Origin of the sequence: Streptomyces marokkonensis, from assembly GCF_008312835.1 — a bacterium.
GTDB lineage: Bacteria > Actinomycetota > Actinomycetes > Streptomycetales > Streptomycetaceae > Streptomyces > Streptomyces marokkonensis_A.
Window position 1 is genome coordinate 274,104 of record NZ_VSKS01000004.1, and the last position, 12,478, is coordinate 286,581.

Sequence of the window (12,478 nt, forward strand, 5' to 3'; positions counted from 1 at the left end):
ACTACACCCACGTCCGGGGGCGGTAACGATTGGCACGTTCCACCAGGTCGATCCTCTCCTCGCCGCTCCGCGCCAGCCGGGCCAGCGTGCGGTACGAACGCTCCAGGCCGAAGCGCAGGCCCCGCTCGTCCAGGCCGCTGCCGAGCAGCGTCCGGCCCCCGGCGGCGGGAGGGGCGGAACCCCGGCCCCCGGAGAGTACCCAGTCGAGCCCGCAGCCGAGGACCTCGGCCGACAACAGCTCGCGCCGTGCCGGATCCAGACCGTACGCCTCCAGGGCCTCGACCTGCCCGGCGGCGGCGGTCAGATCGTCCAGGAACGGTACGTCACCGGGGGTGACCGCGCGTCCCCGCAGCCGCGCCCGGACGGCCGCCACCCGCGCGGCCGTGTAGTGGATGGAGGACTCCGGAACCGACTCCAGCGTCCGTACGGCACCACCGCGGTCCCCGGCCGCCAGCTGGACGCGGGCCAGACCGAACGCGGCGCTCACGTAACTCGGGTCGGTCGACCACACCAGGCGGTAGTACTCGGCGGCGTTGTCCAACTGGCCCAGCACCTCGGCGCACAGGCCCAGCGCCAGCTTCGGCGCGACCTCGCCCGGGAAGGCGTCGTAGACCGCGTCGAAGGCGAGCGCGGCGCCCTCGTGGTCGCCGGTGACGAGGGCGGCCACACCCCGGTACCAGACCACCCGCCAGTCGTCGGGATCCTGTTCCTCCACCGTGCGCAGCGCCTGCAGCGCGATGGCCCACTCACCGGTCTCCAGCCGGGCGCGGATCTCGCGCAGCCGGGTCTCGGCCGACGGGGCGGGCGCCGCGGCCAGCGCGTTGATCAGCTCACCGGGGGCGGACGTCAGCAGGCCCGCGAGGAAACCGGCGTTGGGGTCGGAGGGGTGGACGTGCGGCACGGGGAGCGCGAGCGCCGCGGTGGCGCAGTCGACCGGCTTGACGAGGGTGACGGGCGGGGCGAGGGTGGCGGCGGGAGCGCCGCCGGCGGGCAGGGCGGGCCGGCCCTTCCGGGGGGCCGGCGTCCTGGTGCCCAGGCGGGACACGTCCCCCTCCAGCGCGGGGAACAACTCCGTGTCCGTCACCCGCAGTTCCGGGCCGAACAGCGTGGACAGCGCGGGACGGGCCCGTCCCGTCTGGAGCGAGACGACCTCCCGAAGGACGCCCGTCAGCTGCTCGGTCATCTCCTGCGCCGAGGCGAACCTGCGGGCCGGGTCCGGGTCGGTGGCGCGGACCAGCAGCCGGTAGAACGACTCGTACTGCCGGAAGACCTCGATGGTGTCCGGGTCGGGCAGCGAGTCCACGAAGACGTTCGTGTACCCCTGGAAGTCGAACGTGAGGACGGCGAGGGTACGGGCCACCGTGTACAGGTCGGACGCCACCGAGGGGCCCGCCTCGGCGACCTCCGGCGCCTGGTAGCCGACCGTGCCGTAGATGGCCGACTCCTCGTCGTCCGTCCGGCGCACCGCGCCCATGTCGATCAGCTTCAGCTGGTCCTCGGTCTGGATGGCGTTGTCGACCTTGAAGTCGCAGTACAGCAGGTTCCGGCTGTGCAGGTGGCCGAGTGCCTCCAGGGCCTCGATGCCGTAGGCACACGCCTGCTCAACCGGCAGCGGGTCCCGCCTGCCCTCCGGTGTGCGGCGGGCGTTGGCGATCTCCTTGAGGGACTTGCCGCCGACGTACTCCATGACGATGTAGCCGTCGAGCGAGCCGGTGCGCTGGTCCAGGTGCTCCACGAAGTTGTGGATCCCCACGATGTTGGCGTGCTCGATCTCCGCGAGGAAGCGCCGCTCGGAGATCGCCGCCGCCATCGCGTCCTGGTCGCCCGTGTCCAGCAGGCCCTTGAGGACCACCCAGCGGTCCGAGACCGCCCGGTCCACGGCGAGGTAGATCCAGCCCAGACCGCCGTGCGCCAGACAGCCGGCCACCTCGTACTGGCCGTGCACCACGTCCCCGGACCGCAGCTTCGGCACGAACGAGTACGGATGGCCGCACTTGGTGCAGAAACCCTCCGTACGTCCCGGCCGGCCGCTGCGGGCGCGGCCCACCGGCGCCCCGCAGTCCGCACGCGAGCAGAACCGCTTGCGCTCGGGCACCTCGGGGTTCTCCAGCACCATCGCGCGCGGATCGGGGCGCGGGATCGGCGGAACCTGCACCAGTCCGGCGCCGAGGCGGCCCCGGCCGGACGACCCGGTACCGGCACCGGAGCTGCGCACCGACACCGAACGGCCCGACGTCCGGCCCGAGAGGGAACGGGAGAGCCGTCCGGAGACCGAGCGGCGGGACTTCGACGACTGGGACGACGTACGGGAACTGCGGCCGCTGGAACGGGAGCCGCGGGAGCTCCCGCTGTTCGAACCGCGCGAGTCGCGGCCCCCGACCGTGACGCCGGTGGGGGGCGAGGCGACCAGGCCCGTCGGCGACACGACCGGGGCGAGACCGCAGGTGTCGCAGTACAGTTCGCCGCCGCCGACGTCCTCGTACGTGCCGCCGCAGTCGGGGCGCTGACAGGCGCGCGGTGCCCGGCCGGCATCGGGCTGCTCGTTCTCCGGCTCGCTCATGACGCCTCCCCCTTGTCGCTCACGCGCCCGGCCCCCTCCGGTCGTCGGACCCGCCCTGGCCCGGCACCCGCGGTGCGGTGCCGAGCTGCTCGGAGGCCGCCTGCTGGTAGCGCAGCACCGCCTGTTCGGCGGCGCGCAGATCGCAGGGCGCGCTCCACAGCATGCGGCGCGCCTTCTCGTACCGCTCCACCAGGAGAGGGTCCTCCGCCAGACCGTGCCGGGCCACCTTCGCCTTGTACGCGTCCAGCCGGCCGCGCAGCTCGGCCCGGACCGCCAGCGGCGCCGTCACCGCCGTCAACGACTGCCGGGCGCGCAGCAGTTCGTCCTCCGCCTTCTGCTCCAGGGACTCCAGGAGCGGGGACAGCCGGTGCCACTGCGCGTGTCTGCGGTACTCGGCCGCCGTCGACAACTGCTCCTGCAGGGCCGTCGGCGGACCGCTGACCACCGGCACCTCCGTCGCCGCGATCTTCGCCAGCACCTCGCCGCGCGCGGTGCGGGCCTCGGCGAGCGTGCGGTCGGCCCGGGACAGCACGTCGCGCAGCCTGACGATCCTCTTCTCGGCGTCCTGGCGCACCGTCAGCACCGCGTCGATCTCCCGGCGCACGTCCTCCAGTGCGCGTGCCTCCCGGTCGTAGACCGTGGTGTCCGGTCTGCCACCGCCCGGCGCGGAACTGCCCTCCGCCGGCTTCCAGAAGGCCAGCGGGTCGGACACCACCTGCTCGCGCAGCTTCGTCAGCGTCCGGGTGATCCGCTCCAGGTCGTCGCCCGCCGGGTGCTCGCCCGGGCGTACGCCCACCGAGTGCGCGAGCCGGCTCGTGCGCTGGAGCTCGGCGGCCAGCAGATCGATCCGCGCGGGCAGCGCCGACCACACCGCGTCCGCGGCCACGACCATGTCCAGCGAGGTCGCGTACAGCTCGTTCATCCGGTCGACGAGCGTGGCGAGCGAATAGCGCTCGCTGAGCCTGCCCGGGCGGCCGCCGTGCGGCGCCGTCGCGCCGGCCGCCGCCGTCGCGCCGCCGGGCAGCGTCACCGACTCGCCGCGCAGCAGCTCCGTCAGCTCCACCAGGTCCTCCCGGCTGGACCAGCGGCGGCGGGACCGGATGTCGCGGGCGGTGCGCAGCGCGTCCGTGTACGCGTCGAAGCAGGTCCACAGCAGCGTGATCGACGCCTCGGTGACCTTCCAGCGCTCGGCGGTGAGCCCGGTGAGCTGCGCGCCCTCCAGGAGTCTTCGGCCCGCGTGGTCCTGCAGGGCGAGGAGCGAGGTCTCGATCGCCTCGTGCTCCGCGCCGAGCCGCGCCAGCGCACGGTCCACCTCGTCCCGGTCCAGCACCGGCCCGGTGGGATCCGTGTCGGCCATCGATCACCTCTCGCTGCGGGGGTATTGACGGTTGTGGAGGTTGTGGAGGTTGTGGAGGTTGTGGGGGTGGTTGGGGTTGGGGGAGTGTGGTCAGCTCTTTCGCAGGTATTCGGGGGCCGGGGGCTTCGACGCGGAGGGGTCGTCGCCGAGTGTGGCCGACAGCCAGTCCGCGTACGAGGACTCCCAGCCGTCCGAGGTGTCCTCGCGGAAGTCCACCAGGATCTGGTTGACCCGGCGGACCAGATCGTCCGCGTCCTTCTTCATCGCCACGCCGTAGTACTCGGCCGTGAAGGCCTCACCCTTGAGCTCGATCGTCGGATCCTGCGCGGCCTGGCTGGCCGCGAGCGCGCCGTCGGTCACCACCGCGTCGACCTCGCCGAGCTGCAGCCGCACCAGGCAGTCGAGCTGGTTGGGGACGGTCGTGCGGATGTCGGTGGACTCCGGGAGCCGGCCCGTCTTCTGGTCGGCCTCCAGCGTCGAGTGCGCCGTGGAACCCGTGGCCGTGCACACCTCCCGGTCCGCGAGGGTCTCGTCGTACCCCTCGACCGGCGAGGACTTGGGGGCCAGGACCTGCTGGCCCGTTTTGAAGTACGGCGCGGAGAACGCGACGTCCTGGAGCCGGTCGCAGTTGATCGTCATCGTGCGCACGACCATGTCGACCCGGCCGGCCTCGATCGCCGGGATGCGCTGGTCGGTCGGGATCGCCTTGAACTGGACCGCGTCCCGGTCGCCGAGTATGTCCTCGGCGATGCGGTGCACCAAGTCGATGTCGAATCCCTCGAGTTCGCCGCTCTCACCACTGTTGGGGTCGCGGTAGCCCCAGCGGTAGCTGTTCTGGTCCACCCCGACGATCAGCTTGCGCTTCTCGCCCTGACGGTTCTTGATCTCCTCGATCGTGGGGCCGTCGGCGCCGGAGGGGGAGAGGGTCTGCTTCTCCGGGGCCGTGCATTCCTCTTCGCCCCGGGTCTGGGTGTGTGCTCGCGCTTCTTCGCTGTGGGACACCGGTCGGCCGGTCGCCGCGTCGCTGTTCAGGGATCCGGTGCAGGTCAGGAGCAGAGCGAAGACCAGGGCCAGGGCGCAGGCCGTCGCCATCGCGCCCACTCCGCCCCAGCCCTTCAGCCGGGCCCGCAGGCGTGGTGCGGTCATCTTCGGTGCCCCCTTCGGCTCGGTCGCCCCCTCCGGGCCCGGCACGCGCGCGTTCATCGGTACTCCGACAGCCTGCGGCCGATGCCCAGCAGCGCGCCGGCCGCGCCCAGCACGGCGAGGACCGCCGCGCCGATCGGCAGGCCCGTCAGCGCGTCCCTGCCGTCGCCGGCCGCCTGCCGGAACTCGGTCTCCTCGTGGTCCAGCGCGGTGGCCAGGTTCTTGTCGACGCTGTCGAAACACTCGCCCGTCGCGCCCTTGTCACCGATCACCATGTCCAGCGCCCGCTGGTAGTTGCCGTTCTCGTCCTGCTCACGGGCGGCCTCGTGGCGCTTCTTCCACTCCGTCATGTTGCCCACCGCCGCGGTGACCGGCTTGGCGCCGTCGTCGTCGTCCGCGAGCCGCTCCGCGCCGGCCAGGCCCTTGGCGAGGGTGTCCATGTCGCGCCCGAAGTCGAAGTCGTAGGCGTCGTACGTCTCGTCGCCCACCTTCTTCGTCTCCGCGCCGCGCGCCACCAGGGTCAGGTTCTCGTTGCCCCGTGCCTTCAGGGAGGCGATGCGCGCGTCGTGCAGCACGTTGAGCGAGCGGACACCGTGGTCGTAGGAGTCGTCGAGGTTCGAGCGGGCGAGGGTGTGGCCGACCGTCAGCCACAGCAGGACGACGCTCGCCGTCGCCGTCGCCGCCACCAGGCCGTGGTTCAGTACGCGGTTGGTGCGCAGGTAGTTGCGGCGCTGGGCCCAGGCGAGCGCCGCGAGCGTGACGACGCCGAGGGCCATCGCGGGCCAGGGGTACGGGGTCGCGTCCGCGTAGTCGGAACGGAGGCGCTGGTTCTCCTTGGTGTAGAGGTCCTCCGCCGCCGGGAGCATCTCCTCCTGCATCTTCTCGTTCGCGTACCGCAGGTAGGCGCCGCCGACGGGGTAGCCCTGGCGGTTGTACGTGCGGGCGCGTTCCACCAGGCCCTTGTACTCCGGGAGCAGGCGGTTGAGCTTGGCGATCGTCTTCGCGGAGGGGGAGCCGGGGTCCGAGTTGGCGGCGGCGTTGACGAGTTTGGCGGCGGCGGTGCGGATGTCCCGCTCGTAGCGCTCCCGGGAGGCGGCGGTCTCCTGACCGCCCGCGAGGAAGCCGCTGGAGGCCGTGGTGTTGGCGTCGGCGAGGGAGCGGTAGATGTCGGCGGCGTCGGAGGTGAGGGGCTGGCTGCTGGTGAGGACGTCGTCCGCGGCCGCGGCCCGGTCCGTCATCTGCCAGGCCGTCACGGCGCCGAAGGCGACGACGAGGGTGGCCAGGACCGCGCCGATGACGCGGAGGCGGCCGGGTTCCGTGGTGGCGGCCTTGCGCAGGCGGTCGACGCCCTCGGCGAAGGCGGTGCGGCGGGGGGCGGTCGGTGGGGTGGTGGGGGGTGGGGTGGGCGCCGGGGTGGTGCGCTGCGGTGGGACCGCGGGCAGGGTGGACGTGGCGTTGCCCGGTGGTGGTGGTGCCGTGCTGTTCGGTGTGTGTGTCATGTGACCTCCCCCATGGTCATCCTCCGCGGCAAGTATCGCCGCCGGGGCTGACATATGCACCGGCCTTGGCACGATCTTGATCCGATTGCGGCGCGATTGCCGGGAATTCGGCCACCGCCGACCCCACCCTGCCCAGGAACACGCCCGGGAATTCGGTTCGGTTCCATGTGCGGGTGGTGGTCGTATGCCTGCGGCGCCACTTCCTGTGGTGGGGGTGCGCGTAGCGCCTACGGGTGGTGGGTGGGTCGGGGCCGGGTCGGGGGTGTACGTCCTCGGACTGGCGCGACCGCGTTGCCCGGTGGAGGTGCGGGGCGTTGACTCGCGCCAGCCGCTGCGGGCGCACACCCCCGCCCCGACCCCTCCGCGCCGTAGGCGGCCAACCCCGCTCCCGCGGCCAATCCCGCTCCCGCGGGCAGTCGTGCCGCTGGGGCGGCACGGGTGGGCGCGACGGCACCCCGTAGGCGCCGGGCTGCGCAGACTCCCCCCGGACCACACAAGCCCCGGGCTCGCTCACCCCCCGTAATGCCCGCGCAGCCGCTCCCGCGCGGACCACGGTGCCGACAAGTGGTCCAGTCCCAACAGCCCCGCCCCCAGCACAGGGCTCGCCGTGACCACCCGGGGCACCGCCTTGGGCGCCCGCTCGGCGAGGAGGGCGTGGATACGGTCGTTCAGCAGAGCGTGCCGCGCCGCCAGCACACCCCCGCCCAGCAGCACGGGCGTCTCCTCGTCCAGCAGATCCAGCCGCGTCAGCGCGACCACCGCCATCGTCACGATCTCCTCCGCCTGCCGGTCCACGATCGCCCGCGCGACCCCGTCCCCCTCCGCCGCGGTGGCGAAGAGGACCGGGGTGAGCTCGTGGCGCCGGGCCGGGGCCACCTTCTCCAGGTGCAGCGCCTCGATCAGCGCGGGCATGTCGGGGAGCCCGAAGTGCGCCGGGAGCGCACCGGTCAGCGCCGTGGGCGCACCGCGCCCGTCGTCCGCTCGGGCCGCGTGCCAGAGGGCCTCCTCGGCCAGCGCCCAACCCCCGCCCCAGTCACCGGAGACGCGACCGAGCGCCGGGAAGCGCGCCGTACGGCCGTCGGGACGCATGCCCACGCAGTTGATGCCCGCGCCGCAGACGACGGCCACGCCCCGGGGCTCGGTCACCCCCGCGCGCAGGATCGCGAACGTGTCGTTGCGCACCTCGACGGTCCTGCCCCAGCCGCACGCCGTCAGTGCCGCCGTCAGCTGTTCCTCCTCGACGGGCAGGTCGGCGTTGGCCAGGCAGGCCGAGACGTGGGCGACGGTGGGGGCTTCGGCTTCGGTCAGGGCCCGGGTGACGGTGGTGGTGAGGGTGCCCATCGCCGTGTCCAGGCCCACGGCCGGGGGACGGAAGCCCTCCCCCCGGGCCGTCGCCAGCACCGTTCCGTCGTGGGCGACCACCGCCACGTCGGTCTTGCTGTTGCCGGCGTCGATGGCGAGGACGCCCGCGGTCAGGCCCACGTGAGGTGCTCCCGGTTGTGTGCGATGAGGTCGTCGGTGAGGGTGTCGGCGTACTCGTACTGGGCGATCAGGGGATGGGCCAGGAGGGCGCGGAAGACACGGTCGCGGGTGCCGTGGAGGGCCGCTTCCAGGGCCAGGTCCTCGTAGGCGGTGACGTTGGCCATCAGCCCTGCGAAGAGGGGGTCCACGGGGGTGACGGGGAGGGGGGTGGCGCCCTTCGGGCCCACTGCCGCCTGGACCTCGACGACCGCGTCGTCGGGGAGGAAGGGCAGCGTGCCGTTGTTGCGGGTGTTGACCACCTGGTGGGGGGATCCCGCGCCCCTGAGCAGGGCCGCTGCCAGGTCGACGGCCGCCTCGGAGTAGTAGGCGCCGCCGCGCTGGGCCAGCAGGGCCGGCTTCTCGGCGAGGGCCGGGTCGGCGTAGAGGGCCAGGAGGCGGCGTTCCATGTCGGCCACCTCGGCCGCCCGGGAGGGCTTGGTGCGCTGTTCCCGTACGACGGTGTCGTGCGCGTAGAAGTAGCGCAGGTAGTAGGACGGGACCACGCCCAGGCGGTCCAGGAGGGGGCGGGGCAGGCGGAGGTCGGCGGCGATCGTGTCGCCGTGGGCGGCCAGGAGGTGGGGGAGGACGTCCTCGCCGTCGGGGCCTCCCTTGCGTACCGCCGTCTCCCAGGTGAGGTGGTTCAGCCCCACGTGGTCCAGGTGGATGCCGGCGGGGTCGGTGTCCAGGAGGGCCGCGAACTTGCGCTGGAGGCCGATGGCCACGTTGCACAGGCCCAGTGCCTTGTGGCCGGCCTGGAGCAGGGCCCGGGTGACGATGCCCACGGGGTTGGTGAAGTCGATGATCCAGGCGTCGGGGCTGGCCCGGCGGACGCGGTCGGCGATGTCCAGGACGACCGGGACCGTGCGCAGGGCCTTGGCCAGGCCGCCGGCGCCGGTGGTCTCCTGGCCGACGCAGCCGCAGTCCAGGGGCCAGGTCTCGTCCTGCTGACGGGCCGCCTGGCCGCCCACGCGGAGCTGGAGGAGGACCGCGTCCGCGCCGTCGACCGCCGCGTCCAGGTCGGTGGTCGTGGTGATCGTGCCGGGGTGGCCCTGGCGGGTGAAGATGCGGCGGGACAGGGCGCCGATCAGCTCCAGGCGGTCCGTCGCCGGGTCGGTGAGGACCAGCTCGGTGAGGGGGAGGGTGTCCCTCAGCCGGGCGAAGCCGTCGACGAGTTCGGGGGTGTAGGTCGAGCCTCCGCCGACCACGGTGAGTTTCATAGTCATCCCTTTGTTCCGGTGAGGGTGACGCCCTCGACGAACGCCTTCTGGGCGAAGAAGAACACGAGGATCACGGGGGCCATGACGAGGACGGTCGCCGCCATGGTGAGGTTCCAGTCGGTGTGGTGGGCACCCTTGAAGGACTCCAGGCCGTAGGACAGGGTCCACGCGGCCGGGTTCTCCGAGGTGTAGATCTGGGGTCCGAAGTAGTCGTTCCAGGCGTAGAAGAACTGGAACAGGGCCACGGCGGCGATGCCGGGTCTCGCCATGGGGAGGACGACCCTGAGGAGGGTGCGGAGTTCGCCGCAGCCGTCCACGCGGGCCGCGTCCAGGTACTCGTCGGGGATCGTGAGGAGGAACTGGCGCAGGAGGAAGATGGAGAAGGCGTCGCCGAACGCCATCGGGACGATGAGGGGCCAGAGAGTGCCGGAGAGGTCCAGTTGCTTCGCCCAGAACAGGTACATCGGGATGACGACGACCTGCGGGGGCAGCATCATCATCGAGATCACCAGCATGACCGAGAGGTTGCGGCCCCGGAAGCGGAACTTGGCGAGCGCGTAGGCCACCGGGAGGGAGGACACCACCGTGAGGACGGTGCCGAGTCCGGCGTAGAGCAGGGTGTTGCGCCACCAGGTGAGGAAGCCGGGGGTGTCCCACACCGTGCGGTAGTTGTCCCACTGCCAGGTGTCCGGGACGAGGTCGCGGGTGAGGGCCTGCTGGTCGCTCATCAGCGAGGTGAGGACCACGAAGAGGAACGGCAGCGTGAAGAAGAGGGCCGCCGCCACGCCGAGCGCGTGCACCGCGATCCAGTGCAGGAGCGCCGTGCGGCGCCCGGGCGGGGACGGTGCGGGCCGGGTCATCGGTCACCCGCCTGGATCAGGCCGCCGCGGCTGCGCATCAGCAGGGCGGTGAAGGCCATCGACAGGGCGAAGAGGACCAGGGCCACCACGCAGGCCGCGCCGTAGTCGAAGCGCTGGAAGCCGAGGTTGTGGACGAGTTGGGGGAGGGTGAGGGTCGACTTGTCCGGGTAGCCCGGCTCGAACTGCTGGCCGGAGCCGCCGATGACTCCCGAGGCGACCTTCCCCGCCACCAGGGGCTGTGTGTAGTACTGCATCGTCTGGATGACGCCCGTGACCACGGCGAACAGGATGATCGGGGAGATGGCGGGGAGGGTGACGAAGCGGAAGCGCTGCCAGGGGGACGCCCCGTCCAGTGCCGCCGCCTCGTACTGCTCCTTCGGTACGTCCAGCAGGGCGGCCATGAAGATGACCATCAGGTCGCCCACGCCCCAGAGGGCGAGTGCCGTGAGCGCCGGTTTGGACCAGGCTGCGTCCGTGAACCAGCCCGGGGCCGGCAGACCCAGTCCCTCCAGTGCGGAGTTGACCGGGCCCGTGCCGGGGTTGAGGAGGAAGACGAAGGCCAGGGTCGCGGCCACCGGCGGGGCCAGATAGGGGAGGTAGAAGAGGGTGCGGAAGACGCCCGTGGCCGTCTTGATCCTGGTGACGAGCAGGCCGATGCCCAGACCGAACACCACCCGGCAGGTCACCATCACCAGGACCAGCCACAGGGTGTTGCGCAGGGCCGGCCAGAACATCGGGTAGTCCTGGAAGACGTACGTCCAGTTGCCCGCGCCCCGGAACTCCGGGACGCCGAAACCGTCGTACCTCATCAGGGAGAAGTAGAGGGTGGAGACCAGCGGGTAGGCGAAGAAGACGCCGAAGCCGACGAGCCAGGGGGAGAGGAAGGCGAGCGTTCTCAGCGTCGAGGTGCGGTGCTTCGCGCGGAGCGTGTGCGTGGGCATGGGCCGCTACTTCGCCTGCTCGATGTCGCGGTCGATCTGCTTCGCGGTCCTGGCGAGGCCGGCATCGAGGTCCTTCACCTTGCCGGACTCGTACTGGTAGCCGAAGTCCTGGAGCGTCGTCTGGTACGTCGAGCCGTTGACCGAGGCGGGCGGGGTGCTGGACTCGGGGTGCCGGGCGATGTCCAGGAAGGTCTTGAAGGCCGGGTCCGTCTTCAGGTCGGGGGACTCCAGGGCCTCGAAGGTCGAGGGCACGTTGCGGATGGCGTTGGCGAACGACACGACGGCCTCGGTGTCGGTCGTCATGTACTTCACCAGTTCCCAGGCGGCGTTCTGCTTCTTGCTCTGCGGGGCGATGCCCATGATCGTGCCGGAGAGGAAGCCCTTGCCGTACTCGTCCACCTCGTCGTCGGCGACGGGCAGGGGCGCGGTGCCGATCTCGAAGTCGACGCCGGCGTCCCTCGCCATGCCCAGGCGCCACTCGCCGTCCAGCTGCATGGCCACCTGGCCGGTGTGGAAGGGGTGCTCGGCGCCCCACTCGTCGCCGAAGGTGTTGCGGTACTTCTCCAGCTTCGCGAAGCCGCCGAGGTCGTCGACGAGCTTCTTCTGGTACCTGAACATCTCCGCGAAGGCCGGGTCCCTGGCGATGTTCGACTTGCCGTCGGCGTCGAAGTAGGCGTGGTCCCACTGGGACATGTAGTGGCCGACGACCGTCTCGTAGCCGTGGTAGTTCGGCATGAAGCCGAGCCGCTCGTAGGTGTCACCCCTGGGCTCGGTCAGCTTCTCGGCCACCTCCGAGAACTCCGACCAGGTCTTCGGGGGACGCGTGATGCCCGCTTCCTCGAAGGCGTCCTTGTTGTAGTAGAGGCCGTAGGCGTCGCCGAGCAGGGGGAGGGCGCAGCGGGTGCCCTCGAACCGGGTGTAGTCCAGCATCGGCTTCGGGATGGTCGCCTCGAGGTCGAGCCCGGACTTCTCGATGAAGGGCTCCAGGTCGAGGAAGGCGCCCGAGGAGCAGAACGTGCCGATGTTGGACGTGGTGAAGGAGGAGACCACGTCGGGGCCGTTCGAACCGCCCGCGCGCAGGGCCTGGTTGAGCTTGTCGTCGTTGATGTTGCCGACCACCTTCACCTTGATGTTCGGGTGGGCCTTCTCGAAGCGGTCCACGTTCGCCCGGACCGCCTTCACCTCGGCGGGCGCGCTCCAGCCGTGCCAGAAGGTGAGGGTCGTCCCGGCGTTCGGGTCGTCCGTGGCGCCGGTTCCCGAGGAGCCGGTGCAGGCCGTGGTGAGCAGCGCGAGGGAGGCGGTGGCGGCCAGTACGAGTGCCGCGTTCCTGGGTATTCCGGGCATGACTGTGCTCCCTGGGGCAGGGGTGGGAGGGGAAGG

9 protein-coding genes are annotated in these 12,478 nt (G+C 71.8%); all 9 read right to left on the reverse strand.

From position 1 onward, the window contains the following. Position 1 precedes the first annotated feature (1 nt). A complete protein-coding gene (locus F1615_RS09625) occupies positions 2-2,560 on the reverse strand; it encodes a serine/threonine-protein kinase (RefSeq protein ID WP_149548464.1) in 2,559 nt (852 codons plus the stop codon). A 19-nt stretch (positions 2,561-2,579) separates the two neighbouring features. Next, positions 2,580-3,917, reverse strand: coding sequence for a hypothetical protein (locus tag F1615_RS09630; RefSeq protein WP_149548465.1), 1,338 nt, complete (start codon positions 3,915-3,917; stop codon positions 2,580-2,582). A 90-nt stretch (positions 3,918-4,007) separates the two neighbouring features. Next, on the reverse strand, positions 4,008-5,063 hold the full coding sequence (locus tag F1615_RS09635) for a glutamate ABC transporter substrate-binding protein (RefSeq protein WP_149548466.1): 1,056 nt from the start codon (positions 5,061-5,063) through the stop codon (positions 4,008-4,010). A 53-nt stretch (positions 5,064-5,116) separates the two neighbouring features. Continuing rightward, complete coding sequence (locus F1615_RS09640) at positions 5,117-6,559, reverse strand: hypothetical protein (protein WP_208818281.1); 1,443 nt, start codon at positions 6,557-6,559, stop codon at positions 5,117-5,119. Positions 6,560-7,069: 510 nt separating this feature from the next. Next, a complete protein-coding gene (locus F1615_RS09645; RefSeq protein WP_149548467.1) occupies positions 7,070-8,041 on the reverse strand; it encodes an N-acetylglucosamine kinase in 972 nt (323 codons plus the stop codon). Further along, a complete protein-coding gene (locus tag F1615_RS09650; RefSeq protein WP_149548468.1) occupies positions 8,032-9,297 on the reverse strand; it encodes a 6-phospho-beta-glucosidase in 1,266 nt (421 codons plus the stop codon). The genes F1615_RS09645 and F1615_RS09650 overlap by 10 nt, the downstream gene beginning before the upstream one ends. A 2-nt stretch (positions 9,298-9,299) precedes the next feature. Next, on the reverse strand, positions 9,300-10,157 hold the full coding sequence (locus tag F1615_RS09655) for an ABC transporter permease subunit (RefSeq protein WP_149548469.1): 858 nt from the start codon (positions 10,155-10,157) through the stop codon (positions 9,300-9,302). Next, a complete protein-coding gene (locus tag F1615_RS09660) occupies positions 10,154-11,098 on the reverse strand; it encodes a carbohydrate ABC transporter permease (protein WP_149548470.1) in 945 nt (314 codons plus the stop codon). The genes F1615_RS09655 and F1615_RS09660 overlap by 4 nt, the downstream gene beginning before the upstream one ends. A 6-nt stretch (positions 11,099-11,104) precedes the next feature. After that, a complete protein-coding gene (locus tag F1615_RS09665; protein WP_149548471.1) occupies positions 11,105-12,442 on the reverse strand; it encodes an ABC transporter substrate-binding protein in 1,338 nt (445 codons plus the stop codon). Positions 12,443-12,478: the final 36 nt, after the last annotated feature.

What these genes read in the sequence shown, in the direction of transcription:
- F1615_RS09625 (WP_149548464.1), bottom strand. Translation starts at nt 2,560, where the DNA reads ATGAGCGAGCCGGAGAACGAGCAGCCCGATGCCGGCCGGGCACCGCGC.
- F1615_RS09630 (WP_149548465.1), bottom strand. Translation starts at nt 3,917, where the DNA reads ATGGCCGACACGGATCCCACCGGGCCGGTGCTGGACCGGGACGAGGTG.
- F1615_RS09635 (WP_149548466.1), bottom strand. Translation starts at nt 5,063, where the DNA reads ATGACCGCACCACGCCTGCGGGCCCGGCTGAAGGGCTGGGGCGGAGTG.
- F1615_RS09640 (WP_208818281.1), bottom strand. Translation starts at nt 6,559, where the DNA reads ATGACACACACACCGAACAGCACGGCACCACCACCACCGGGCAACGCC.
- F1615_RS09650 (WP_149548468.1), bottom strand. Translation starts at nt 9,297, where the DNA reads ATGAAACTCACCGTGGTCGGCGGAGGCTCGACCTACACCCCCGAACTC.
- F1615_RS09655 (WP_149548469.1), bottom strand. Translation starts at nt 10,157, where the DNA reads ATGACCCGGCCCGCACCGTCCCCGCCCGGGCGCCGCACGGCGCTCCTG.
- F1615_RS09660 (WP_149548470.1), bottom strand. Translation starts at nt 11,098, where the DNA reads ATGCCCACGCACACGCTCCGCGCGAAGCACCGCACCTCGACGCTGAGA.
- F1615_RS09665 (WP_149548471.1), bottom strand. Translation starts at nt 12,442, where the DNA reads ATGCCCGGAATACCCAGGAACGCGGCACTCGTACTGGCCGCCACCGCC.